The sequence below is a fragment of the Streptomyces carminius genome, from assembly GCF_002794255.1.
Classification (GTDB): domain Bacteria; phylum Actinomycetota; class Actinomycetes; order Streptomycetales; family Streptomycetaceae; genus Streptomyces; species Streptomyces carminius.
Genome location: NZ_PGGW01000063.1, coordinates 54,392 through 79,208 on the forward strand (window position 1 = coordinate 54,392; position 24,817 = coordinate 79,208).

The window sequence follows — 24,817 nt, forward strand, 5'->3', positions numbered from 1 at the left end:
AGCCTAGCGGCCGGACCTGCGGGTACTCCGTCCGGCACAGACACGCGGTTAGCATGGCGACCCTGGGGGACCGAGGTATGCCGACGGCGGACCCGCGAGGGCCGGGGAACGGGGCGAGTGGATCACCATGGGCGAACGGCGCGCACCGTACTCGCGACTGCTGCCCCGGCTGCTGCGGCTGCGGCGCGAGCTGGCGAAGTTCGGCACCGTGGGGGCCCTCGGCTTCCTCGTCAACGTCGCGGTGTTCAACCTGTGCATCAACGTCCTGGGACTGGCCCCGGTGCGGTCGGGGGTGGCGGCCACGGCGGTCGCCATCGCCACCAACTACCTGGGCAACCGCTACTGGACCTACCGGCACACCGACAAACGCCGGATGCACCGGGAGGCGGGGCTGTTCCTGCTGTTCAGCGGTATCGGCATGGTGATAGAGAACGGTGCCCTGGCGATCTCGCACTACGGTCTGGGCTTCACCTCGCCGCTCGCGGACAACGTCGCCAAGAACATCGTCGGCATGGGCGTCGCCACGGTCTTCCGCTTCTGGTCGTACCGCACCTGGGTCTTCCGCGGCGGGGCCGGCGGCGCCGGTGGTTCAGTGTCCGGGCGGCTCCTCGGCCTCCCGGCTGAGGAAGAGGGCGAAGACCGGCGGATGCTGCTGAAGTAGCTCCAGCCGCCCGCCGTCCGCCTCCGCCAGGTCGCGGGCGACGGCCAGCCCCAGACCGGTGGAGTTGTGTCCGCTGACCGTCCGCTCGAAGACCCGCGAGCCCAGCTCCGGATCGACGCCCGGCCCCTCGTCGGTCACCTCGACCACCACCTGGTTGCCCGCGATCCGGGTGCGCAGCGCGACCGCGCCGTCCCCGTGCATCAGGGCGTTCTCGATGAGGGTGGCCAGCACCTGGGCCATCGCGCCGGGGGTACCCACCGCCCGCAGCCCCTGCCGCCCGGAGCGGACTATGGCCCGGCCCGCCTTGCGGTACGCCGGACGCCACTCCTCGATCTGCTGCTTGACCACCTCGTCCAGGTCGAAGCCCACCGACGAGCCCAGGGCCGGGTCGCGCGACTTGGTCAGCAGCCGCTGCACCACGTCGGTGAGCCGCTCCACCTGGGCGAGCCCGACCACGGCCTCCTCCCGGATGGTGGCGGTGGCGCCGTGGACGGTGGCCGGGGAGGCGTCGGCCACCTCGATGGAGTCCGCCGCCGTGACGATCTCCTCCAGCCGCATGGACAGCGCGGTCAGCGGGGTACGCAGCTGGTGGGAGGCGTCGGCGGCCAGCCGCCGCTCGGCGGTGAGCATCCGGGCGATCCGCTCGGCGCTGGCGTCCAGCACGTCCGCCACCCGGTCCAGCTCGGGCACCCCGTAGCGCCGGTGCCGGGGCCTGGGGTCCCCGGAGCCGAGCCGCTCGGCGGCCTCGGCCAGATCCGTGAGCGGGGCCGCGACCCGGCGGGCCTGGCGCACCGCCAGGATCACCGCGGCGACCACCGCGATCAGCGCCACCGCCAGGATGATCAGCAGGGTGCGGCCCACCTCCGCGCGGACCGTGCCGCTGGACTGCTGGACGGTGATCCGCACCCGGCCGGGGTCGGCGGCGGTCCCCTCGATGGCCCCGCCCTCGGGGCGTTCGCCCAGTTCGATGGCGGGCTGCCCGGGGAGCGTGATGCGCACGTAGCGGTCCTCGGGCACCTGGGAGCGCATGGTCTCGGCGGTCACCGCCTCCCCGGCGACGAGCCGGCTGTCGACCACCGACACCAGCCGCGCGGCGTCGGAGCGGACGCTCTCGTAGGCGCTCTCCTCGATGGTGCGGGTCTCGATGACGACCAGCGAGATGCCGAAGACGGCGACCACGACGAGCACCACTGCCAGCATGGAGTTGATCAGGCGTCTGCGCACGGCTCGACGTCAGTCCTTCCAGGTCTTCCCGGGGGGCTGTGCGGGAGTTCTCCGGGGCTTCGGGGCTCCCCCGGGCCCCGCGGGCCGCCGGTCACTCCTTCTCGAAGCGGAAGCCGACGCCCCGGACGGTGGAGATGTAGCGGGGGTTGGCCGCGTCGTCGCCGAGTTTCTTGCGCAGCCAGGAGATGTGCATGTCGAGGGTCTTGGTCGACGACCACCAGGTGGTGTCCCACACCTCGCGCATGAGCTGGTCGCGGGTGACGACCCGGCCCGCGTCGCGCACCAGCACCCGCAGCAGGTCGAACTCCTTCGCGGTGAGCTGGAGTTCCTCCTCCCCCATCCATGCCCGGTGCGACTCCACGTCGATGCGCACTCCGTGGGTGGCGACGGGCTGCTGGGCGGGCTCGACCGCCCCGCGCCGCAGCAGGGCCCGTACCCGGGCGAGCAGTTCGGCCAGCCGGAACGGCTTGGTGACGTAGTCGTCGGCGCCCGCGTCCAGGCCGACGACGGTGTCCACCTCGTCGGCCCGGGCGGTCAGCACCAGGACCGGGAAGGTGTGTCCCGCGGTACGGAGCCGGCGGCAGACCTCCAGCCCGTCCATGCCCGGCAGCCCGAGGTCGAGCACGAGCAGATCGACCTCCCCGCCCCGGCCGGCCTCCAGCGCGCCGGGGCCGTCCTCGCGCACCTCGACCTCGTACCCTTCGCGGCGCAGGGCACGGGCCAGCGGTTCCGAGATGGATGCGTCATCCTCGGCGAGCAGTACTCGGGTCATGGCCCGATGGTAGACCTCGCGGAAATCGCCCAGACCGGGTGTGAGGGAGTCGTGCGGATCCGTGCCGTTTCCCCGCCGATGGTGTGAAACGCGCCTCTTCGGCCGGATCGTCGGCAAGGTTCCGTCCCGGAGCGGCGTTAACCTGCGCGAGGCGCCGCCCCCGCCCGGGTCTCCGGCACCTGCCGGACGCCGTCGGGCGCCGGACCCCCGGCGGCCGGGTGTCACCCGCCCGGTCCCGGCTGCGGCTGCGGCTGCGGTGACGCCTCACCGACCCGTCGCCCCCGCACCGGGCGGGCACGCGCCCGCCGCGGACACGCGGGGACCGCGGCCGACCCCACCGCCCGGGCGCACGCGCACCGCGTCGCGCGCGTCCCGGCCGGCCCCGACCCAGCAAGGAACCACCACCATGGCGTCCAGCCTGACGAGGGGGCCCGCCGGCACCACCGGCGGGACCTTCTTCGGCCACCCGCGCGGTCTGGCCACCCTCTTCATGACGGAGATGTGGGAGCGCTTCTCCTGGTACGGAATGCGCGCCATCCTCGTCCTCTACCTGATCGCGGGCGTGCTGGAGGGCCCGCTGGCCGGCCGCGAGGCCCTGGCCGCGGCGATCTACGGCGTCTACAACGCCGTCGTCTACATGGCCGCCATGCCCGGCGGCTGGGTGGCCGACCGCCTCTGGGGCGCCCGCAGGGCCGTCCTGGTCGGCGGCATCGTGATCGCGTCGGGCCACTACACCCTGGCGATCCCGTCCGACGTGGCGTTCTTCACCGGGCTCGGCCTGATCGCGGTCGGCACCGGACTGCTCAAGCCGAACATCTCGGCGATGGTCGGCGGGCTCTACGAGGGCCTCCCCGGCGCCCGCCGAGACGCCGGCTTCACCGTCTTCTACATGTCGATCAACATCGGCGCCCTGCTCGCGCCGCTGGTGGTCGGCTACCTCGGGGAGAACGTCGACTGGCACCTGGGCTTCGCCGTCGCCGGTGTCGGCATGACCCTGGCCATGGTCCAGTACGTGCTGGGCGCCCGCCACCTCGGTGACGTCGGGCTGCGGCCCGGCACCCCCGCCTCCCCCGAGGAGAGGCGCACCGTGCTGCGCAGGGCCGCCCTGTGGACCTCTCTGGCCGCCGCCGCCCTGCTGGCGGACCTCGCCCTGGGCACCTACGACATCGAGCACGTGGTGAACTTCCTGGCCGTCCTCGGCGTCGTCGTGCCGGTGCTGTACTTCGCCTCGATGTTCCGCAACCCGGAACTGACCGGTCCGGACCGGACGCGGGTGCAGGCGTTCGTCTGGTTCTTCGTCACCGCCGTGCTGTTCTGGATGATCTACGACCAGTCCGGCTCACTGCTGACGATCTTCGCGAACACCGAGACCGACCGCACCATCGGCGGCTGGGAGTTCCCGGCCTCGTGGTTCCAGTCGGTCAATCCGGCCATGATCATCGTGCTGGCGCCACTGTTCGCGAGCGCCTGGGTCTGGCTGGCCCGGCGCCACCGCGAGCCCGGCGCGCCGATGAAGTTCGCCCTGGCCATGCTGCTGGTCGGCGGATCCTTCGGGCTGATGGGCCTGGCGGGCGCCGCGGCGGCGAACAGCGCGACCGGGAAGGTCACGGTCTTCTGGCTGCTGGGCGTGTACCTGCTGCAGACACTCGGCGAGCTGTGCCTGTCCCCGGTGGGACTGTCCCTGTCGACCAAGCTGGCCCCGAAGCGGTTCGTCGGCCAGATCATGGGGCTGTGGTTCCTGGCCACCGCCACCGGCAACGCCCTCAACGGCTGGGCGACCCGGCTCAACGAGCCGATGGGTGACGCGGCGTACTACACGATGTGGGGTCTCGTCGCGGTGGCCGCCGGTCTGGCCTTCATGACGGCGGCCGGGCGGATCCGTGCCCTGATGAGCGGTGTGAAGTAAGAAGCAAGCGGGCCGCGACCGGGCGGTGACGTCCGTTCCGGCCGGGGGCGGCGGCCCCGGAGGCCGGGACCTGGGCGGGATCCGGGGCTCAGGACTCGTCGGACGGTCCGGCCAGCTCGGCCCAGACCGTCTTCCCGGCGGCGCCGTCCGGGTGCCGTACCACGCCCCAGTCCATGCACAGCCGCTGGACGATGAACATGCCGTGTCCGCCCGGCCGCCCGGGGCGGTGCGGGGTGCGGGGGGACGGCAGGCCCGCGCCGCGGTCGGCGACCTCGATCCTGAGCACCTTGGCGCCCAGGCCTATCCGCACCTCTTCGGGTCCGTCGGCGTGCAGGCAGGCGTTGGTCACCAGTTCGGAGACGACGAGCAGGGCGTCCTCGGCCACGGCGCGCTGTTCGGCGTTGGCGGCGGGCAGCCAACCCCAGTCGTTGAGCGCCTGGCGGGTGAAGTCACGGGCGCGGGGCACAGCGCCACTGGCCCCCATCAGCCGTAGCCGCCGTACCTGGCGCATCTCGCGCACCTGGCCGGCCGGTGCGGCTGCGGTCGCGGCGGTGCCTTCCGGCTCCGGGCCGCGATCGCCCGCTGGTTGCGGCCGGGTGGTGCTCATGAGTGCTTCACCTCACCGTTTGACCAATTCATCGGTTTTCGCCTGGTCCGCGGACAACTGCATCAGGGGGTATTCCAGGGACTCTCCTGCCCTCCCGGGCCAGGAGAACACCCCTTGTTTTCACCGGAATCATGATCCTGGTGTAACACTCTGGTCACGGATCCGGTATATGGACGGAGCAGCCCCTCAGGACTGTGCCGTCTCCTTCAGCGCGTCCGCCAGCGTTTCGTGCAGAGCGAACACACCGTCGGCGCCGGTGATCTCGAAGACCCTGGCCACGACAGGGCGCATTCCGGCCAGATGGATGCCACCGCCGGCGGCCTCCGCCTTCAGCCGGGCCCCGAGGAGGACGTTGAGCCCGGTGGAGTCGCAGAACTCCAGTCGCGAGCAGTCCACGACGATCAGCTTGCACCCGTCCTCGAGCGCGCGCTCCAGCGGTTCGCGCAGCAGATCGGCGGTGTGGTGGTCGAGCTCACCGTCCGGTGTCACCACCAGACTCGCGCCGTGGCGCTCCACTTCGACCGTCAGCCGGCCCCGGTGGCTGGTGCTGCCGGGCATCCCGCGGTCCATGCACACCCCTTCAAAGTCGATTAGTGGCCGATCCCTGCCTGTCCGAAGTCGGACGTTCGAACACTACGCCCTTACAGCCGCAACCGGTAGCCGCACAACCAGCACATTGGGTCATATTCGGACAACCAGCACTTGCCATGTCCCCGGGAGAGCAGGTAGGCGTAGGAGAAACATCGGAACGCCGTACCAACATCGTGTCAACACCGCGTCGGCTCGGAGGCGCCGCACCCGGCAGGACAGCAACGGCTCCGGCAGCCATATGCCGAGAACCATGGAGGACGCCATGTCACCCCGGCTCGACGAAACGCCCGCCGCGTCGTCGCCCGCCCCGCCCGAGGGGGCCGGGGACGGCCTTCCGGAGCCGGCCGGGCTCCCCGGGATCCCCGGGATGTCCGGGGTCCCGCCGTACGCCGAGGTCGGCGCGGTGGACGCCCGGGCTCTGTCCAGGACCCTCTTCGCCCGCCTCGAAACACTGCGGGAGGGCACCCACGAGTACGCGTACGTCCGCAACACCCTCGTCGAGCTGAACCTCGCCCTGGTGAAGTTCGCCGCCTCCCGGTTCCGTTCCCGCAGCGAGCCCATGGAGGACATCGTCCAGGTCGGCACCATCGGCCTGATCAAGGCCATCGACCGGTTCGAACTCGGCCGCGGGGTCGAGTTCCCGACCTTCGCGATGCCGACGATCGTGGGCGAGATCAAGCGGTTCTTCCGCGACACCTCCTGGTCGGTGCGCGTCCCGCGGCGGCTGCAGGAGCTCCGGCTGGACCTGGCCAAGGCCGGGGACGAGCTCGCCCAGCAGCTCGACCGCTCCCCCACCGTCGGCGAGCTGGCCGACCGGCTGGACATCTCCCGCGAGGAGGTGGTCGAGGGCATGGCGGCGAGCAACGCGTACACCGCCAGCTCCCTCGACGCCCAGCCCGAGGAGGACGAGACGGAGGGCGCCCTCGCGGACCGCATCGGATACGAGGACCACGGTCTGGAGGGCATCGAGTACGTGGCGTCCCTCAAGCCGCTGATCGCCGATCTCTCACCGCGCGACCGCAGGATCCTCTCCCTGCGCTTCGTGGCGAACATGACCCAGTCCGAGATCGGTGAGGAGCTCGGTATCTCCCAGATGCATGTCTCCCGTCTGCTCGCGCGGACACTGGGCAAACTCCGCAAGGGCCTGCTCGTCGAGGAGTGACGCCCGCGCCGGGGGGTGGCAGCGCCCGTTCCGCCCCGTCCCCGCCCGTGCGTCCGGCTGCCGGAGACGTCTCCGGCAGCCGGATGTGCCGTTCGTCACAGCGGCGCGCGGCTCCCCCGCCGCCATACCGCCGCCCCGCGGTGTGCCGCTCACCGGACGCGGGCGCCCCGCTGCCACACCGCCGCCACCAGCGGGACGCCGGGCCGGTAGGCGAGGTGGACGTGCGAGGGCGCGTCCAGCAGCACCAGGTCGGCGCGGGCGCCGGGGGTGATCCGCCCGATGTCGATGCGGCGCAGGGCCGCGGCGCCGCCCGCGGTGGCGGCCCACACCGCCTCGTCGGGGGTCATGCCCATCTCCCGCACGGCCACGGCGACGCAGAACGGCATGGAGCTGGTGTACGACGAGCCCGGGTTGCAGTCGGTGGCCAGCGCGACGGTGACGCCCGCGGCCAGCAGCCGGCGGGCGTCGGGGTAGGGCGAGCGGGTGGAGAACTCGCAGCCGGGCAGCAGTGTGGCGACCGTACGGCTGCCCGCCAGCGCGTCGACGTCGGCGCCGGTGAGGTGGGTGCAGTGGTCGGCGGAGGCGGCACCCAGCTCCACGGCCAGCCGGACGCCGGGACCGGGGCCGAGCTGCCCGGCGTGGACGCGCGGGGTCAGCCCGCGGGCGATCCCGGCGGTGAGGACGGCGCGGGCCTGGTCGCCGTCGAAGGCGCCCCGCTCGCAGAAGACGTCCACCCAGCGGGCGTGCGGGGCGCAGGCGGCCAGCATCGGGCCGGTGACGAGGTCGACGTAGCCGTCCGGGTCGGCGGCGTACTCGGGCGGCACGACATGGGCGCCGAGGAAGGTGGTCTCGTCCACGTGCTCCTCGGCGATCCGCAGGGCGCGGAGCTCGTCCTCGACCGTCAGGCCGTAGCCCGACTTGGTCTCCAGGGTGGTGGTGCCCTGGTGCAGCGCCTCCTCGACATGGCGCTCCAGTCCCGCGGCGAGCCGTTCGCCGGAGGTGGCACGGGTGGCCTCCACGGTGGTGCGGATGCCGCCGGCGGTGTAGGGGCGGCCGGACATCCGGGCGCCGAACTCCTCGGTGCGGTCGCCGCCGAAGAGCAGGTGCGAGTGGGAGTCGACGAAACCGGGGAGCAGGGTCCGGCCGCCCGCCCGGAGGCGACTGTCAGTGGCGGGTGCTTGACTCTCCGTACCGACCCAGGCGATCCGGTCGCCCTCGATGACGACGGCCGCGTCCCGGAGCAGGCCGAGGGGGTCGTCGGGGGAGGTGCCCGGAAGGTGGTGATCGTTGGTGACCAGGGTGGCGATGCCGGTGATGAGAGTGCTGCCGGCGGTGCCGAGGGGGGTGTCCGTGGTGCTGTCCGTGGTGCTGGTGCTCATCTGCGGGCTCCTTGCTGGATGGCGTCCACCAGGGCCGCGGGGACGTCCGGCACGCTCCGGTGTACTCCTTCGCGCACCACATGGCGACCGCCGACGACCGTGTGGCGTACATCGGCGCCGGTCGCCGCGAATACGGCCGCCTCGGCCGCCAGCCGGGGCGCCGGTCCGGCGGTGCGCACCGAGTCCAGGGCGACGGTGGTGAGATCGGCGAGCCGGCCCGCCTCCAGCCGCCCCGCGTCCGGCCAGCCCAGGGCGGCGTGACCGTCCTCGGTGGCGTGGCGCAGCAGCCGGCCGGCGGTCCAGTGGCCCCGGGCGCGGCTGCGCAGCCGTTCGTTCAGCTCCATGGCGCGGGCCTCCTCCAGCAGGTCGATCACGGCATGGCTGTCGGTGCCCAGGCACAGCGGCACACCCGCGCGGTCCAGTTCGGCCGCCGGGCCGATGCCGTCGGCGAGGTCGCGCTCGGTGGTGGGGCACAGGCACACCCCGGTTCCGGAGCCGCCCAGGAGGGCGATGTCGTCCTCGGTGAGATGGGTGGCGTGGACGGCGGTGGTCCCGGGGCCGAGCACCCCGTGGTCGGCCAGCAGCCGGGTGGGCGTGCGGCCGTGGGCGGCCAGACAGGCATCGTTCTCGGCGGGCTGCTCGGAGAGGTGGACGTGCAGGGGCGCGCCCCGCTCCCGGGCCCAGCCGGCGACGGCGGCCAGCTCACCGGCGGGCACGGCGCGCACCGAGTGGATCGCCGCGCCCACCCGGGCGTGCTCCCCGTCCGGGGCCAGGGCGGCGGCCCGCTCGGCCCAGGCGGCGGCGCTGCCGTCGCCGAAGCGGAGCTGGTGGCGGTCCAGCGGCCGGCCGCGGCGGGCGGTGCGGATGCCGGTGCGGGTGCCGGTGCGGGTGCCGAAGCCGGCGGCCAGGTAGCAGGTGTCCAGGAGGGTGATGCGGATGCCCGCCTCGGCGGCGGCCGCGATCAGGGCGTGCCCCATGGCGTTGGGGTCGTCGTAGGGGAGGCCGCCGGGGGCGTGGTGGACGTAGTGGAACTCGCCCACACAGGTGATGCCCGCCAGGGCCATCTCCGCGTAGACGGCTCTGGCCAGCGAGAAGTAGCTCTCGGGGGTGAGCCGGTCGGCGACGGAGTACATCACCTCGCGCCAGGTCCAGAAGGTCCCGGAGCCGAGCTGGACGGTGCCGCGCAGGGCGCGGTGGAAGGCGTGGGAGTGGGCGTTGGCCAGGCCCGGGAGGGTCAGGCCGCGCAGCGGCTCGGCGCCGGGCGGCGGGCCGGGCGTCCCGGTGCGGACGGCGGCGATGCGGCCGCCGGCCGTCTCGATCAGTACGCCCGGCTCCACCGTGCCGCCGAGCCAGGCGTACTCGGCCCAGTAGGCGGGCCCGGGCTCCGTCCGGTCCCGGGGGCCGGCGGAGCTGCCGGGGCCCTTCGCGGTCAGCCGCACGCCAGGTCCTCCAGCACGTCGGCGAGGGCCCGTACCCCGGCGGCGCAGTCGTCCTCCCCGGCGTGCTCGGCGGGCGAGTGGGAGACGCCGGTGGGATTGCGCACGTAGAGCATGGCGGCGGGGACGGCGGCGGACAGCACGCCCGCGTCGTGGCCCGCGCCGGTGGGCAGGGCGGGCGCACCGCCCAGCAGCCGGGCCAGCCGGTCCCGCAGTCCGTGGTCGAACTCCACCTCGGAGGTGAAGGACTCCCGGGTGACGGCCACCCGCACCCCGTCGCGTGCGCCGCGCTCGGCCGCCACCCGCTCGATCTCGGCGACGACGGCGGCGAGGGTCTCCTCGTCGGGGGCGCGGGAGTCGAGCCAGCCGCGGACCAGGGAGGCGATGGCGTTGACGCCGTTCGGCTCGACGGCGACCCTGCCGAAGGTGGCCAGCGCCCCGGCCAGCCGGGCCTTCTTGCGGGCGGCCAGCACGGTGTTGGCGTAGGTCAGCATCGGGTCGCGGCGGTCGGCCAGGGCGGTGGTGCCGGCGTGGTCGGCCGCGCCGTGGAAGTCGAACCGCCAGCGGCCGTGCGGCCAGATCGCGGAGGCGACACCCACCGGGTGGTCACCGCCGGCGGCGGCGAGGCGGCGGCCCTGCTCGATGTGGAGCTCGACGAACGCGCCGACGCGGGCGAGCCGTCCGGGATCCGGACCGAGCGCGCCGGGGTCGTGCCCGGCCCGTTCCATGGCCTCGGCCAGCGTCACCCCGTCCGCGTCGCGCAGCCCGCGGGCCCGCTCGGCGGTGAGCTGCCCGGTGGCCAGCCGGGAGCCGACGCAGGCCACCCCGAACCGGGCGCCCTCCTCGTCGGCGAAGTTCGCCACGGCCAGCGGCCTGGCCGGGCGCGTTCCCCTGCCGTGCAGTTCGTCCAGGGCGGCGAAGGCGGAGACGACCCCGAGAGGGCCGTCGAAGGCGCCGCCGCCGGGGACGGAGTCCAGGTGTGAACCGGTCACCACGGCTCCCCCGGCACCCCCGGTGTCCCCGCCGGTCCCGCCGCCGCCCTTCTCCGGGCCGCCCAGCCAGGCCCACTGGTTGCCGTTGCGGTCCACCTCGTAGGCCAGCCCGCGCGCGGCGGCCTGCCGCCGGAACCACTCCCGGCACTCGGCGTCCGCGCCGGTCCAGGCGTGGCGCCACCAGCCCCCGCCGGACGCCCGGCCGACGGGCAGCAGTTCCCGCCACATCTCCTGGAACGGGGCGCCCGGCCGCCACCCCCCGGGGGAGGCCGGCCCGTCGGCCGCCGGTGCCGTGCTCACGCGCCGCCCTCCCGCATCGGGACCCGGACGCCGCACTCGGCGGCGACCTCCCCGGCCCGCTCGTACCCGGCGTCGACATGCCGGATGACGCCGGTGCCCGGGTCGTTGGTCAGCACCCGGCGGATCTTCTCCCCGGCCAGCGGTGTGCCGTCGGCGACGGTGACCTGCCCGGCGTGGATCGAACGCCCCATGCCGACCCCGCCGCCCTGGTGGACGGAGACCCAGGAGGCGCCGGAGGCCACGTTGACCATGGCGTTGAGCAGCGGCCAGTCGGCGACGGCGTCGGAGCCGTCGCGCATGGCCTCGGTCTCGCGGTACGGGGAGGCCACCGAGCCGCAGTCCAGGTGGTCGCGGCCGATGACGACCGGCGCCGCCAGCTCACCGGAGGCCACCATGTCGTTGAAGCGCTCCCCGGCCCGGTCCCGCTCCCCGTAGCCGAGCCAGCAGATGCGGGCGGGCAGCCCCTGGAAGCGCACCTTCTCCCCGGCCAGCCGGATCCAGCGGGCCAGGGACTCGTTCTCGGGGAAGAGGTCGAGGACGGCCCGGTCGGTGGCCGCGATGTCCCGCGGGTCGCCGGAGAGGGCGGCCCAGCGGAAGGGACCCTTCCCCTCGCAGAACAGTGGCCGGATGTAGGCGGGCACGAAGCCCGGGAAGTCGAACGCGCGCCCGTAGCCCGCCGTCCTGGCCTCCCCCCGGATGGAGTTGCCGTAGTCGAAGACCTCGGCTCCCGCGTCCTTGAAGCCGACCATCGCCTCGACATGACGGGCCATCGACTCCCGGGCCCGGGCGGTGAACTCGGCGGGCTTCTCCGCCGCGAGGGCGGCCATGTCCGCGAAGTCCACGCCCAGCGGCAGATAGCTCAGCGGGTCGTGGGCGGAGGTCTGGTCGGTGACGATGTCGACGGGCGCGCCGGCCGCCAGCAGCCGGGGCACCACCTCGGCGGCGTTGCCCAGGACGCCGACGGACAGCGGGCGCCGCGCGGTGCGGGCGTCCTCCGCCAGGCGCAGGGCCTCGTCGGGGGAGTCGGCGCGCACGTCCAGGTAGCCGTGCGCGATACGGCGCTCGATCGCGCGCGGATCGCAGTCGACGCAGAGGGCGACGCCGCCGTTCATGGTGACCGCCAGCGGCTGGGCGCCGCCCATCCCGCCGAGCCCGGCGGTCAGGGTGACCGTCCCGGCCAGCGAGCCGCCGAAGCGCTTGGCGGCGACGGCGGCGAAGGTCTCGTAGGTGCCCTGGAGGATGCCCTGGGTTCCGATGTAGATCCAGGACCCGGCCGTCATCTGGCCGTACATGGTCAGCCCGAGGGCCTCCAGCCGGCGGAACTCCTCCCAGGTGGCCCAGTCGCCCACCAGGTTGGAGTTGGCGATCAGCACCCGCGGCGCCCACTCGTGGGTGGTCAGCACACCGACCGGCCGGCCGGACTGGACGAGCATCGTCTCGTCCGGCCCCAGGGTGGTCAGGGTGCGCACCATGGCGTCGTAGGAGGGCCAGTCGCGCGCCGCCTTCCCCGTGCCGCCGTAGACGACGAGCTTCTCGGGGTGCTCGGCCACCTCGGGGTCGAGGTTGTTCATCAGCATCCGCAGGGCGGCCTCCTGCGGCCAGCCCCGGGCGGTCGGCGCGGTGCCGCGCGGGGCCCGTACGGTCCGCGGGCCCGGCTCCTGTGACGGTCCTGCCATCGTCCCCTGCCCTCCGTTGAATCGGCCGCTACAGCCACTCTAGGCAGTGAATAGAACCAGTCAACGGGGACCGGCGCCCGCGCGCGGCGCAAACGCGGCGGCGGCCGGGTGGCGGGAGGGCTCCTCCCGCCACCCGGCCGCCGCGAACGCCCCGCGGGGCCCGGCGTCGCGGGACGCTCAGCGCGCCGCGGCCGTGACCCTGGCCCGGGGCCGGCGCTCCCGGGCGGCGGCCGCCGCGGCCCGGCGCGGCGCACCGCCCGGCGCGGCGTCCCCGGCCAGCGGCCCGGTGGTCAGCCAGCCGCGTACGTCCTTGCGGGCCGGGCTGCGGCCGGCCGCCCACTCCGGACGGATCCACAGCAACTGCTCGTGGCGGCGCTCCCAGCGGCCCAGCCACACCGCCTTCGCCCACAGGCCGGCGCCGGCCCCGGACAGCAGCATGCCGCCGGCGGCCGGCACCGCGGCGGACGAGCCCACCGCCACCAGGAAGGCCGCGGCCAGCCACCACCGGCGGGACCGCAGCCAGGCGCGCACGGTCACCTTCCGGTCGTGCAGCACCACCCACTTGCCCGCCCTGGAGGCGGCCCTGATCAGCCCCGCGCACCGGCGGCGGCGCACCAGGAAGGCGGCGACGGCGGCCAGCAGGAACAGCGCGGCCCCGGACAGCACCCCGATCCGCCGCCCGGTCAGCCCCGGGAACGCGAGCCCGGCGCCCGCCGCCGCCACTCCGGTCCACCACAGCGCGATGCCCGCCGTCCGTACGTACACCGCCACTCTCGCCAGTGCATACGCCCCGCGCCCCACGACAGTCCTCCTTCGCCTCGGTGCCTCTCTCGTTCGCCCGGGCGCGCCGCCGCGGGACCGCCGCGGCGGCGCGCCCGGGACTGGTCGGTCGGAAAAAGCGTAGTCAGGAAGAATGAGAATCCGCTGAGGAATCCCGGCGGGCTCCGGCGGGTCCCGGCGACGGACCACTCCGGTGGCCAGACCGGTGGCCGGGTCAGTCGGCGAACAGCCCGCGCTCGGCCGCCCGGGCGTCGAACTCCTCCAGCCGGGCCTGTGCGTCGGGCAGCCCGTCGCACATCGCCTCCAGCAGCACCCGTCCCAGCAGCATGGGGGCGCACACGGTGTCGAAGGACAGCCCGGTCCCGACGGCGGCGGGCAGCAGCACGTCACCCGGGCCGGCGACGGGCGCGAAGAGGCTGTCGGCGACGGTGACGACCCGCAGCCCGGCGGTCCGGGCCCGTTCCAGGGCCGCCACCGTCTCGCGCGGGTGGCGCGGCAGCGCGAAGCACAGCAGGGCGCTCGCCCCGGCCCGTACCGCCGTGTCGAGCCGGTCCTCCAGCATCGAGCCGCCCTCGTCCAGCAGCCGTACGTCCGGGTGCACCTTGGCGGCGAAGTAGGCGAAGCCGCGCGCCTGGGCGGCGGCGGCCCGCAGGCCCAGGACGGGCAGCGGCCGGGAGGCGGCCAGCAGCCGGCCGGCCGCGGTGACGGGGGCGGGGTCGGCGAGCTGCGCGGCGAGCCGGCGCAGGTTCTCGATCTCGGCGTGCACGGCCTGCTGCCAGGTGTTGCGGACGCCCTCCCCGGCACCGCCGCCGGCCGGCTCGCCGGGCCCGCCCGCGCCGTCCCGGACGCCGCCGGACGCGGGCAGCGCCTCGCGCAGCCTCCTGCGCAGCGCCGGATATCCGTCGAAGCCCAGCGCCACGGCGAAGCGGGTCACCGAGGGCTGGCTCACCCCCGCCAGCTCCGCCAGCTCCACGCTGGACAGGAACGGCGCCTCGGCCGCGTGCCGCACCATGCAGTGGGCGATCCGCCGCTGGGTGGGGGTCAGCCGGTGGCCCTCGAACAGCTCCAGCAGCCGCGCGCCCGCACCGTTCACCGTCTCCACCCGCGCTCACCCACTCTCGTCCTCGACCGGTCCTCTTCAGCATGCTCCAACGAGGGTCCACGGTCTTCACCAGGGTCCGCGGGGTGGCCGGGGTGGCCGAGCAGCAGCGGCAGCGGGCGAGTGCGGCGGTCGCGGCGGGCGAGGAGGCGCCGGCGGCCGGGGCGCTCAGCAGTGTCCTCAGAGGGCTGGGGCTCGTTGGCAACCCGAAGCAGCCAACCGAAGCGAGGAGGCAGCCATGCCGGACGGCAGCGAATTCTGGAGCGGCCTGGACTCGACGGACCGCATCGCCGTCAAGGCCGTGTGCGCGATCGTCCCGGGATACGGTCCGGTGGGCAAGGAGTTCGGCACGCTCGTTCCCACTGACGGGATCCTCGGGGGAATCCGCCCGGCACGGTCGCAGACCGGGGAGAGCGATCTTCCTGTCTCCTTCCTCAAGGACAAGCTGGGAATCGAGTCGGTGGCCACCACCCACGCCACCGCGGCTGTGGCCCGGGCCGCCGTCGCCGGCGACCTCGACTGGACCGAAGCAGCGGCAAGGATTCCCAGACCGGACACGAACCCCGACGTCCTCGCGATGATCACCCGGGCCATGGACACCGCGCTGAGCCGCCACGAGGAGGCGTCGGGAAGCCGGCTGGCACGCGACCGCTCCATCGCCGGGCATATCCACTTCGGGGCGGTCACCGACAACGCGGCCAGCTTCGCGTTGCCGGCCGGCCGCCGCGCCGTGGGCTGCCACAAGCCCGGCCTGCCGGTCGACATCATGCTCTCGGGCTGCGCCGGGCTCCTCGTGGCACTGAGGCACGCCCGCTTTCTGCTCCGGCACACCGCGGCCCGCCACGACCCGGACGCCTATGTCCTCATCACGGCCGCCAGTGACCTGATGCCGTTCGCGCACGCCCGGGGCCGGGCTCCCGCGACTCACCGCGCCGATATCAACTCCTGGCTCTTCCAGGCGATCTTCGGAGAAGGAGCCGGCGCGGTCGTCGTGGGCCACGCCGACGGGTCCGGCCATGACTGGCTCGTCGAAGACGTCCGGTGGCGGACCGTTGCCGACGACTGGCGTGTCAATCTCGCGGGCGGCAGCACACCGCACATGACCATCCGCGCCCGCGAGGTCAGCAGCACGTTCCGCGGCCACGTCCCCGGCGTCGCCCGTCAGGGGCTCAGCGCACTGGGCCTTTCGACGTTCGACGACCTGCACCGGCTGTGCATCCACGAATCGAACCCCAATCTCGTGTCCGGCGTCGTCGGCGAACTCGGCGTCCCGCCCGGCCTTGTGCACAGCATCAGCTCACACGTCGGAACCCTGGCGGGCGTCTCGGCCTTCTCGCTCCTCGACGAAGCCCTCCGCACGCACCAGCAGACTCCCGGCGCACGGGACTCCGTCGTGTGTGCCCTCATCGGCGAGACCTGCCACGCGGTCATCGCCGGACACCTTGCGCTCCGCCACATCACGCGCTGAGCCTGCTCCTGAGCCTCCCCCGGCTGTGTGGGAGGTGCCGACCAACCGGTCCAGGCGGGTTGACGGCGTCCGGTGCCGGCACGGTACGGGCGCCGGCCCGTGGCGGTCTCCCCCGGCGGTTTCCGGGGGACAGCCCCAGTGCCCCGGCGCGGCCGCGCCCGTAGCGTGGTGGCCATGGATGCCCGTGGCCCTGACCCAGAGTTGAGGAAAGAGCTCGACGCCACCCTGCAGACGCGCGGGGAGCTCGGGCCGGAGTACGAGTCCGAGCTGGTCGAATCCTTCCTGGAGAAGGTGGACCAGCGGCTGGACTCCGTGATCGACCGCCGGGTGCGGCGGCACCTGGCCGAGCAGCAGACGGTCGTGGCCCGCGGCGCCCGGACGCCGCGGGGAGACCAGGCCCAGGAGGGGCCCGGCGCCGTCTTCGGACTGGCCGCGATCTCGCTCGTCCTGGCCATCCCGCTCTCCGCGATCGCCGCCGTGAACGCGGACCTGCCCGGGCTGCTGGTCTGCTGGGCCGGGATCGTCGGCGTCAACGCCGTCCACTCCGCGGACCGCCTGCCCTGGTCCCGGGCCCGGCGCGAGGAGCGCCGCACGGCCTCCGGCGACTGGGACTGACGGACGGACTGACGGTCGGGGACCGCCGGGAGCCGGGCGGGCCGGGAAGTTGCGCGGGGACCGCCGCACCCCGGTGCGAACACCAAGGGCGGGACGACGGCGGTCCCCGCGTCGGACACGCGACCGGGTCAGGAACCGGGCCCGCGTCCAGGCGCCTGCGGACAGTCCGGGAGCCGCTCCGGAAAGTCCCGCGCCGACCCGTCACACAGTGCCCGACCGGTGTTAACCGCGTTTTGCGGCGCCGTGACAACCGGCTACTTCTTCCGGGCGTTCCCCTCCGTGTTCCTTCCCGTGCTCCTCCCCGTGCTCTTCCCGGCGCCCGCCCCCCGGGCCAGGAACGCCAGCAGGTCCTGACGGCCGACCACCCCGGTCGGTTTGCCCTCCACCAGCACGGTCGCCGCGTCGGCCTCGCCCAGCACCGCCATCAGGTCGGCGACCGGCTCGCCCGAACCGACCTGCGGCAGCGGCGCGCTCATGTGCTTCTCCAGCGGGTCGTCCAGCTCGGCGCGCCGGGCGAACAGCGCCTCCAGCAGCTCGCGCTCGACGATCGAGCCGACGACCTCCGCCGCCATCACGTCCGGATGCCCGGCGCCCGGCTTGACGACGGGCATCTGCGAGACGCCGTACTCGCGCAGCACCTCGATGGCCTCGCCGACCGTCTCCTCCGGATGCATGTGGACCAGCGAGGGCAGCGCGCCCTCCTTGTGGCGCAGCACGTCGGCGACCCGGGCCTGGGTGGGCTCGCCCTCCTCCAGGAAGCCGTAGTCCGCCATCCACTCGTCGTTGAAGATCTTCGACAGATAGCCGCGCCCGCCGTCCGGCAGCAGGACGACGACCACGTCGTCCTCCCCGAGCCGCTCGGCAACCCGCAGCGCCGCGACGACGGCCATCCCGCAGGAGCCGCCGACCAGCAGCCCCTCCTCCCGCGCCAGCCGCCGGGTCATCCGGAAGGAGTCCTTGTCGGAGACGGCGACGATCTCGTCGGTGATCTCCCGGTCGTAGGCGTCGGGCCAGAAGTCCTCGCCGACGCCCTCCACCAGGTAGGGCCGCCCCGAGCCGCCCGAGTACACCGAGCCCTCCGGGTCGGCGCCGACGATCCGCACCTTCCCCCCGGAGACCTCCTTGAGGTAGCGGCCGGTACCGGTGACCGTGCCGCCGGTGCCGATGCCGGCCACGAAGTGGGTGATCCGGCCGTCCGTCTGCTCCCACAGTTCGGGACCGGTGGTCTCGTAGTGCGAGCGCGGGTTGGCCGGGTTGCTGTACTGGTCGGGCTTCCAGGCACCCGGTGTCTCGCGCACCAGCCGGTCGGAGACGTTGTAGTAGGAGTCGGGGTGTCCGGGATCGACCGCGGTGGGGCAGACGACGACCTCCGCGCCGTACGCCCGCAGGGTGTTGATCTTGTCCGTGGACACCTTGTCCGGGCAGACGAAGACGCAGCGGTACCCCTTCCGCTGGGCCACGATCGCCAGCCCGACCCCGGTGTTGCCGGAGGTGGGCTCGACGATCACACCGCCCGGCGCCAGCTCGCCGGAGCGCTCGGCGGCCTCGATCATCCGCAGCGCGATCCGGTCCTTCACCGAGCCGCCGGGGTTGAAGTACTCGACCTTCGCCAGGACGGTGGCCCTGATCCCGGCCGTCACGCTGTTCAGCCTGACCAGCGGGGTGTTGCCGACCAGCTCGATCATCGACTCGTGATACTGCACCTGGGTTCTCCGCGCTCGGGGGCAGTCGCCGTCGCCTGCCCGTACCCGCCAGCCTAGGGTCCGATCCCCGCCGGGGAAGCCGGCGGGTGACGCGCGTTGCGCGACGGGCCGCGCCGGGCAACACACCATCAGTGGCGGGTGGTGGCGCACGGGCGCAGACACGGGAGGACCCCCTATGCCGAACATGCCGAACATGCAGAGCACGCCGAACATGCCGGTCAGGCTCCCCATGCCGGGCACACCGGGCATGACGGGCGCACAGCGGGCGAGAGCGGCCCGCCGGATCGCGGCCGCCGCGGCCTACGGGGGCGGCGGCGTGGGGCTGCTCGGCGGAGCCGCCGTCGGCCTGCTGATGGCCCAGGCACGGCTGGCCAGACGGCGGGTGGGCGAGTCCGACGAGCCACCGCCCCGGGCGGACGGGCTGTACGGCGCGGCCTTCGGGCGCACCGGGCCCGGAGCACAGCCCCCGCCGCTGCGGCTGGCGGTGCTGGGCGACTCCACCGCCGCCGGGCAGGGTGTCCACCGGACCCGGCAGACCCCGGGCGCGCTGCTGGCCTCGGGGCTGGCGGCGGTGGCGGAGCGGCCGGTGCGGCTGCGCAACGTGGCGGTGCCGGGCGCCCGCTCGGACGACCTGGACCGCCAGGTGACCGAACTGCTGCTGGGCGGACACCCCGTGAACGGTGAGGACGGCGCGAGCGACCCGGGCGGCGCGCCGGACGTGTGCGCCGTCATGATCGGCGCCAACGACGTAACCCACCGGATGCCGCCCGCCCGGTCGGTGCGGCTGCTGTCGGACGCGGTGGCCCGGCTGCGGGCGGCCGGCAGCGAGGTCGTGGTGGGCACCTGCCCGGACCTGGGGACGGTCGAGCCTGTCGACCGCCCGCTGCGCTGGCTGGTCCGCCGGGCGAGCCGGCAGCTCGCGGCGGCGCAGACGATCGCGGTGGTGGCGCAGGGGGGCCGCACCGTCTCGCTGGGCGATCTGCTGGGCCCGGAGTTCCGGGCGAACCCGCGCGAGCTGTTCGGCCCGGACAGCTTCCACCCTTCGGCACAGGGGTACGCGACCGCCGCCATGGCCTTCCTCCCCACCCTCTGCGCCGCCCTGGGCCTGTGGCCGGAGGACGAGCGGCCGGACGCCGCCCGCCGCGAGGGCATCCTCCCGGTCGACCGGGCCGCCGCCGTCGCCGCGGACGAGGGCGGTACGGAGGTCGCGGCGGTGCAGGGCGGCCGCAGTCCCTGGGCGCTGCTGAAGCACCGCCGCGGGCGGCGGCTGCCCCCGGTGGCGGAGACCGCCGCCGGGCACTCCCCCGGCGCCTGACCACCGGTGCCGCGCCGCACCGGGCTCCACACGCCTGCTCGTCCGCCTGCTCACCCGTCTGCCGTACCGGGCTCCGGACCCCGGTACGGCAGACGGGTGAGCAGGCGCTCGGCAAAGAGGTCCGAATCACACACGGCGGGACGTGACCACCACCATACGTATCGGTAGCTTTCCAGAAGTCCACCGTCCGCCGCCCCCGTCCCCTGGAGCAAGTGATGCCCGAAGCAGTGATCGTCTCCGCCGTGCGCTCGCCGATCGGACGCGCCTTCAAGGGCTCGCTCAAGGACATGCGGCCGGACGACCTGACCGCCGCGATGGTACGGGCCGCCCTCGACCGGGTGCCGCAGCTGGACCCCGCCGAGATCGACGACCTGATGCTGGGCTGCGGCCTGCCCGGCGGCGAGCAGGGCCACAACCTGGGCCGGGTCGTCGCGGTGCAGCTGGGCATGGACCACCTGCCGGGCTGCACGGTCACCCGCTACTGCTCCTCCTCCCTGCAGACCACCCGGATGGCGATGCACGCCATCCGGGCGGGCGAGGGGGACGTGTTCGTCTCGGCCGGCGTCGAGACGGTCTCCCGCTCGGTCAAGGGCACCTCCGACGGCCTGCCCGACACCCACAACCCGCTCTTCGCCGAGGCCGAGGCCCGTACCGCCGCCCACGCCGAACAGGAGGGGGCGGGCTGGCATGACCCGCGCGAGGACGGACTGCTGCCGGACGTCTACATCGCCATGGGCCAGACCGCCGAGAACCTGGCCCGGCTCAAGGGCGTGACCCGCGAGGAGATGGACGAGTTCGGCGTACGGTCGCAGAACCTCGCCGAGAAGGCCATCGCCGCCGGCTTCTGGGAGCGCGAGATCACCCCCGTGACCCTCCCCGACGGCACCGTGGTCTCACGGGACGACGGGCCGCGCCCGGGCGTCACCCTGGAGGGTGTCCGGGGCCTCAAGCCGGTCTTCCGCCCCGACGGCCTGGTCACCGCGGGCAACTGCTGCGCGCTCAACGACGGCGCCGCCGCCCTGGTGATCATGTCCGACACCAGGGCGCGCGAGCTGGGCGTCACGCCGCTGGCCCGGATCGTCTCCACCGGCGTCTCCGGCCTGTCGCCCGAGATCATGGGCTACGGCCCGGTGGAGGCCACCCGGCGGGCCCTGAAGCTGGCCGGGCTGACCATCGGCGACATCGACCTGGTGGAGATCAACGAGGCGTTCGCCGCCCAGGTGATCCCCTCCTACCGGGATCTGGGCATCGACCTGGACAAGCTGAACGTCAACGGCGGCGCCATCGCCGTCGGCCACCCCTTCGGCATGACCGGTGCCCGGATCACCACCACCCTGATCAACTCCCTCCAGTGGCACGACAAGCAGTTCGGCCTGGAGACGATGTGCGTCGGCGGCGGCCAGGGCATGGCCATGGTCGTCGAGCGGCTGAGCTGAGCCCGCCCCCGGGCGAAGTCCCCGCCGGCGTCCGGGTCCCGACGGCTTCTCCGGCCGGCCCCGGATCCGCCGGAGAGGCCGTTGAGACCCCGTTGAGACCCCGGTGAGACCGAAGCTCGCCCAGGATGTGACCTATGTCCTCCGGGGCCGGTGTTCTTCCTGCTCAGGACGGTCCGTTCGCCCGCCCGGAGCCCTTCCGGCGTCCTTTCGGGGGTGTTCACCGCCCGTTCCGACAGGAGATTCCCGGCGGGCTGCGGTAGGAATTCAGGGATCGCAGTTCCCAACGGGAGTACGTCAGTGAGCGCCATATCCCTCGTCCTGCTGCTGACCGCCGGTGTCGCCACGGCGGTGAGCGGTGCGGCCCTGTACGCCGTCCGCGGTCTGCGCCGGGCGGTGGACTCGCTGTGCGAGCAGCTCCTCGACGCGGCGGCCGCACCGCACGGCGCCCCGGGCGGGACCGCGCTGCCCGCGCCCCGTACGTCCCCGAGCCAGGCGGAGATCCGGTCCGCCGTGGCCGCCGCGCTCGCCGAGGAGCGCGAGCGTGAACTCGCCGAGGCCCGCGCCTTCTGGGCCGCCCAGGAGGCGCGCGACAGCTGCACCGAGAACATGCCGGCCGAGACGCACGGCACCGAGTACGGCACCGGCACCGAGCACGGCGCCGGCCACCGGGCCGACGACAGGCCCGCCGGACACGGTGCCGGCGGCGGGGCGGCGGGCAGTGGCGCGGAGCCGCTGGAGGCGCTGCTGGAGCGCGCCCTGAGGAACGTCCAGGAGAGCGGGCCGTCCGTTCCGCACCAGCTCGACCGGGAGGGGACCGAGCACGGGGCGGAGCCGCGTCCCGGCTTCCGGCGGTCCGCCGGCCCCGAGGCCCCCGGCACCGGCGGAACCGACGCGGACACCGGCCGGGACAGCGGCCGGGACGGTGCGGCCGACTCCCCGGAGCTGGCCGCCGCCCGCCGCCGCCACCCCTCGAACCCCGGCTTCGGCCTGGACGGCGAACCCGCCGGGCCCGCCTCCGCCGCCGGGCCCGGCGGCTGCGAGACCACCCGCCGGTGCCTGACCGGGCTGGCCGACGCCCGCACCCCGCTGACCGACGTCCGGTCCGGGCCGCTGGGCACGCTGGACGTCTACGTCTTCGCCGACGGCACCACCGTCTGCCTGGCACCGGGTCACCGCGAGGCCGCCGACCGGCTCGGCGCCGCCCTGCGCGAGGGCGCCGAGCCGGTGCTGCTGGGCGGCTCCGGGGTGTTCGGCGCGTACACCCTGACCTTCGCCTGCGGCGAGGAGCACGTCTACGTCCTGGCGGACCGGGTGATCACCTCGTTCTGAGTTCGGCGGCCTCCACCAGCGCCACGGCCTCGGCCACGGCGTCGCCGGCGGCACCGCCGGCCGTACGGAGCGCCTCCGCCAGGTCGTGCCCGGCGACGGCGAGCTGGTCGCCGACGGCGAAGACACCGGCGTCGGGCAGCCGCCGGGGCGCCCGGCCGGGGAACTCCAGCCGCTGGGCCCGGTCGGCCAGTTCCCCGGCCAGCCCCAGCCCCTCGGCCGCGGCGCCCCGCGCCAGGGCGCTGTGCGGCATGGCGCGCAGCCGGTCGGCGAGGCGCTCCACGGCGGTGAGCAGGGGGATCACATCGGGCACGGGGACAACCTTACGCACCGCGCACGCCCCGTTGCCAAGGGGTGGACATTGGGGCACGGTGCAGTGAAGAGGACTCATCGAAAGCGTCCGGAGGCGCCGATGTCCCAGCTCTTCTCCCAAGAGGAAATCCACCGGAACCTGCTCTCCCGCATCCCCCGCTGCACCGGCCGGGACATCTCCGACTGGCTGCGCACCCTCGCCGACGCCCCCGCCTCTCCCCGTCTGGAGGACAGGGTGGGCTGGCTGCGCCGGGAGTACCACCTCGCCTACGGCCACGCCAAGGCCATCGCCCGGGAGTACGAACTGCGGCGGTCGGCGGGCGCCCACTAGGAGCCGGCCGGGAGCCGCGGGCCGGGGTGTCCGCCGCCCCGCGCCGGGCGTATCCGGGCGGCACCGGTCCGGCCGGAGACACAGAGCACCGCGCAAGCACACCGCAACGGGGGTCCGGAAAGCCGGAAGGGGCCCGCGAGGCGATGCCTCGCGGGCCCCTGACAGCCCTGCCCCGCCGTGCCGGTGGCGCGCGCCACCGGCGGCCGGGTCAGTCGCTGCTCTGCAGGATGGCGATCAGCCGCAGGAACTCCAGGTAGATCCAGACCAGGGTCAGGGTCAGCCCGAAGGCGGCCAGCCAGGACTCCTCACGCGGAGCACCGTAGGCGACGCCGTCCTCGACCTGCTTGAAGTCCAGGGCGAGGAAGGCGGCGCCGAGCACGATGCCGATGATGCCGAACATGATGCCCATGCCGCCGCTGCGGAAGCCGAGGCCGTCACCGCCGCCGAAGACCGCGAACAGCAGGTTGATGCCCATCAGCAGGATGAAGCCGATGGCGGCGGCCATCACGAAACGGTAGAAGCGCCGGGTGACGCGGATGATGCGGGCCTTGTACATGAACAGCACCGCGGCGAAGACCGCCATGGTGCCCAGCACCGCCTGCATCGCCGCGCCGTTGGCGATGTAGCTGTCGACGTAGTTGCTGATCGCGCCGAGGAAGAGTCCCTCGAAGGCGGCGTAGGCCAGGATCAGCGGGGGCGACGCCTTGCGCTTGAAGGCCTGCACCATGCCCAGGACGAACGCGATCAGCATCGCGCCCAGGGCCAGTCCCAGGGACAGGTCGGTGATCCAGGCGACCGTCGCCGTGGCGACGACCAGGCCCACCGTCATGGCCGTCCGGGCGACGACGTCGTCCATCGTCATCCGGCCCGCCCGCGGCGGGGCGGCGGGCGGCGCGCCCTGGGTCTGGGCGTACGGGTTGGTGGCGTATGGGTTCGCGGTCTGGGGGCCGCCCGCGTACGGGTTCCCGGCCTGCGGCTGCTGCGTGGCGTTGAAGCCGGCGTAGCCGTTGTCTCGGCTGAATCCCCGTCGCGAGAAGACCGGGTTGCTGCTCCTCATCTCACTCCTCCATGGCCGCACCGCGCGGCCCTTCCTCCAGAGTAATGTCTTAGCAAAGACCGCACGGTAGTGCACTGGGTTGAACGACGGAAGGACTCGTGATTGTTCCGGTACCCGGCGTACAACCGGTGACACCCCGGAGGGATCCCCGCACCCTCCGGGGACCCGCCGTACCGCCCGGGTGTGACAGTCCGCGCGCCGCCGGCGCTGTGAGGAGTGGGAGCACATGTTCGCCGTTCGGCGGAACGCGCGGACGGGATCCCCGCGGCCCTTCTGAGCCCCCGGAGGGCGGCGGCCGTGAAAAAACGTTTCCTTCGACCGGGGGCGAGTCCGGTGTGCCCGGAGCCGGATTCGAACCGGCACGGCCTGTAGGCCAACGAGGTTTAAGCTCGTCGTGTCTGCATTCCACCATCCGGGCACCGGCTCCTGCTGGGCCGCGCTGCCGACTGCGAACGACCCTCCCCTGGACGCTGGACGAGCCTAGCCGGGGCGCCCGTCCGGGCAACGGGGCCATGGCCTCAAGTTGTCTGATTTTATTGGCAACTGATAGCGCATCAGCGGCGCGCACCCCTCTTGGATACAGCTTGCCCACCCTCTTCCCACCTCCAGGAATGACGGAAAGTCGCTGCCCAGGGACGGGGCGCCAGGACGGTTCTCCTCCGCAGGGAT

General features: G+C 73.9%; 22 protein-coding genes and 1 tRNA gene. 9 read left to right on the forward strand and 14 right to left on the reverse strand.

Annotated elements, in window-relative coordinates:
* Positions 1-127 precede the first annotated feature (127 nt).
* A complete protein-coding gene (locus CUT44_RS22010; protein WP_100203661.1) occupies positions 128-661 on the forward strand; it encodes a GtrA family protein in 534 nt (177 codons plus the stop codon).
* Here the strand turns inward: CUT44_RS22010 and CUT44_RS22015 are convergent.
* Together CUT44_RS22015 and CUT44_RS22020 are read right to left on the reverse strand one after the other, a co-directional pair.
* Positions 590-1,885: an ATP-binding protein gene (locus tag CUT44_RS22015; protein ID WP_100203662.1), complete on the reverse strand. Its 1,296-nt coding sequence runs from the start codon at positions 1,883-1,885 to the stop codon at positions 590-592. The genes CUT44_RS22010 and CUT44_RS22015 overlap by 72 nt on opposite strands.
* A 91-nt stretch (positions 1,886-1,976) precedes the next feature.
* The gene (locus CUT44_RS22020; RefSeq protein WP_100203663.1) at positions 1,977-2,657 is read right to left on the reverse strand and encodes a response regulator transcription factor; all 681 of its coding nucleotides are present in this window, start codon (positions 2,655-2,657) and stop codon (positions 1,977-1,979) included.
* Positions 2,658-3,063: 406 nt separating this feature from the next.
* On the opposite strand from CUT44_RS22020, the gene CUT44_RS22025 reads away from it, so the two are divergent.
* Positions 3,064-4,563, forward strand: coding sequence for a peptide MFS transporter (locus CUT44_RS22025; protein ID WP_100203664.1), 1,500 nt, complete (start codon positions 3,064-3,066; stop codon positions 4,561-4,563).
* A gap of 88 nt (positions 4,564-4,651) precedes the next feature.
* Here CUT44_RS22025 and CUT44_RS22030 read toward each other — a convergent pair whose 3' ends face one another.
* Positions 4,652-5,170 (reverse strand): ATP-binding protein, encoded by a 519-nt coding sequence (locus CUT44_RS22030; protein ID WP_100203665.1) that lies wholly within the window; start codon positions 5,168-5,170, stop codon positions 4,652-4,654.
* A 186-nt stretch (positions 5,171-5,356) separates the two neighbouring features.
* A complete protein-coding gene (locus CUT44_RS22035; protein ID WP_100203666.1) occupies positions 5,357-5,740 on the reverse strand; it encodes an STAS domain-containing protein in 384 nt (127 codons plus the stop codon).
* Positions 5,741-6,011: 271 nt separating this feature from the next.
* Between CUT44_RS22035 and CUT44_RS22040 the strand changes: the two genes are divergently transcribed.
* Positions 6,012-6,923: an RNA polymerase sigma factor SigF gene (locus CUT44_RS22040; RefSeq protein ID WP_100203667.1), complete on the forward strand. Its 912-nt coding sequence runs from the start codon at positions 6,012-6,014 to the stop codon at positions 6,921-6,923.
* 149 nt (positions 6,924-7,072) lie between these two features.
* On the opposite strand, the gene hutI is transcribed toward CUT44_RS22040, so the two are convergent.
* From hutI to CUT44_RS22070, 6 genes are all read right to left on the reverse strand, one after another.
* Positions 7,073-8,302 carry an imidazolonepropionase gene (gene hutI / locus CUT44_RS22045; protein ID WP_100203668.1) on the reverse strand — a complete coding sequence of 410 codons (1,230 nt, stop codon included), beginning with the start codon at positions 8,300-8,302 and terminating at the stop codon, positions 7,073-7,075.
* The gene (locus CUT44_RS22050; RefSeq protein ID WP_233221569.1) at positions 8,299-9,639 is read right to left on the reverse strand and encodes a formimidoylglutamate deiminase; all 1,341 of its coding nucleotides are present in this window, start codon (positions 9,637-9,639) and stop codon (positions 8,299-8,301) included. The genes hutI and CUT44_RS22050 overlap by 4 nt, the downstream gene beginning before the upstream one ends.
* Before the next feature lie 92 nt (positions 9,640-9,731).
* Positions 9,732-10,958, reverse strand: a complete 1,227-nt coding sequence (locus CUT44_RS22055) for an allantoate amidohydrolase (RefSeq protein WP_100203717.1) — start codon at positions 10,956-10,958, stop codon at positions 9,732-9,734.
* Between the two features lie 68 nt (positions 10,959-11,026).
* The gene (hutU, locus tag CUT44_RS22060) at positions 11,027-12,706 is read right to left on the reverse strand and encodes a urocanate hydratase (RefSeq protein WP_100203669.1); all 1,680 of its coding nucleotides are present in this window, start codon (positions 12,704-12,706) and stop codon (positions 11,027-11,029) included.
* Positions 12,707-12,883: 177 nt separating this feature from the next.
* On the reverse strand, positions 12,884-13,507 hold the full coding sequence (locus CUT44_RS22065) for a hypothetical protein (protein WP_100203670.1): 624 nt from the start codon (positions 13,505-13,507) through the stop codon (positions 12,884-12,886).
* Between the two features lie 193 nt (positions 13,508-13,700).
* Complete coding sequence (locus CUT44_RS22070; RefSeq protein WP_100203718.1) at positions 13,701-14,579, reverse strand: MurR/RpiR family transcriptional regulator; 879 nt, start codon at positions 14,577-14,579, stop codon at positions 13,701-13,703.
* A 244-nt stretch (positions 14,580-14,823) separates the two neighbouring features.
* On the opposite strand from CUT44_RS22070, the gene CUT44_RS22075 reads away from it, so the two are divergent.
* The gene (locus CUT44_RS22075; protein ID WP_100203671.1) at positions 14,824-16,053 is read left to right on the forward strand and encodes a beta-ketoacyl-[acyl-carrier-protein] synthase family protein; all 1,230 of its coding nucleotides are present in this window, start codon (positions 14,824-14,826) and stop codon (positions 16,051-16,053) included.
* A gap of 174 nt (positions 16,054-16,227) precedes the next feature.
* Positions 16,228-16,668 (forward strand): hypothetical protein, encoded by a 441-nt coding sequence (locus tag CUT44_RS22080; RefSeq protein ID WP_100203719.1) that lies wholly within the window; start codon positions 16,228-16,230, stop codon positions 16,666-16,668.
* Positions 16,669-16,922: 254 nt separating this feature from the next.
* Here CUT44_RS22080 and CUT44_RS22085 read toward each other — a convergent pair whose 3' ends face one another.
* Positions 16,923-18,371 (reverse strand): cystathionine beta-synthase, encoded by a 1,449-nt coding sequence (locus CUT44_RS22085; protein ID WP_100203672.1) that lies wholly within the window; start codon positions 18,369-18,371, stop codon positions 16,923-16,925.
* Positions 18,372-18,618: 247 nt separating this feature from the next.
* Between CUT44_RS22085 and CUT44_RS22090 the strand changes: the two genes are divergently transcribed.
* The 3 genes from CUT44_RS22090 to CUT44_RS22100 all read left to right on the forward strand — a co-directional run bounded on the left by CUT44_RS22090 (position 18,619) and on the right by CUT44_RS22100 (position 22,451).
* Positions 18,619-19,686, forward strand: a complete 1,068-nt coding sequence (locus tag CUT44_RS22090; protein WP_100203720.1) for an SGNH/GDSL hydrolase family protein — start codon at positions 18,619-18,621, stop codon at positions 19,684-19,686.
* A gap of 215 nt (positions 19,687-19,901) precedes the next feature.
* Positions 19,902-21,122 carry an acetyl-CoA C-acetyltransferase gene (locus tag CUT44_RS22095; protein WP_100203673.1) on the forward strand — a complete coding sequence of 407 codons (1,221 nt, stop codon included), beginning with the start codon at positions 19,902-19,904 and terminating at the stop codon, positions 21,120-21,122.
* Positions 21,123-21,419: 297 nt separating this feature from the next.
* Complete coding sequence (locus tag CUT44_RS22100; protein ID WP_233221562.1) at positions 21,420-22,451, forward strand: hypothetical protein; 1,032 nt, start codon at positions 21,420-21,422, stop codon at positions 22,449-22,451.
* Here the strand turns inward: CUT44_RS22100 and CUT44_RS22105 are convergent.
* Positions 22,438-22,761, reverse strand: a complete 324-nt coding sequence (locus CUT44_RS22105; RefSeq protein ID WP_100203674.1) for a hypothetical protein — start codon at positions 22,759-22,761, stop codon at positions 22,438-22,440. The genes CUT44_RS22100 and CUT44_RS22105 overlap by 14 nt on opposite strands.
* 99 nt (positions 22,762-22,860) lie before the next feature.
* Here CUT44_RS22105 and CUT44_RS22110 point away from each other — a divergent pair, with 99 nt between their 5' ends.
* Entirely contained in the window at positions 22,861-23,091 is a 231-nt protein-coding gene (locus tag CUT44_RS22110; RefSeq protein WP_100203675.1) for a DUF4287 domain-containing protein, read from the forward strand.
* Between the two features lie 208 nt (positions 23,092-23,299).
* Here CUT44_RS22110 and CUT44_RS22115 read toward each other — a convergent pair whose 3' ends face one another.
* Positions 23,300-24,148, reverse strand: coding sequence for a Bax inhibitor-1/YccA family protein (locus CUT44_RS22115; RefSeq protein WP_100203676.1), 849 nt, complete (start codon positions 24,146-24,148; stop codon positions 23,300-23,302).
* A 336-nt stretch (positions 24,149-24,484) separates the two neighbouring features.
* Positions 24,485-24,566: transfer RNA gene (locus tag CUT44_RS22120), tRNA-Leu, on the reverse strand.
* Positions 24,567-24,817 lie beyond the last annotated feature (251 nt).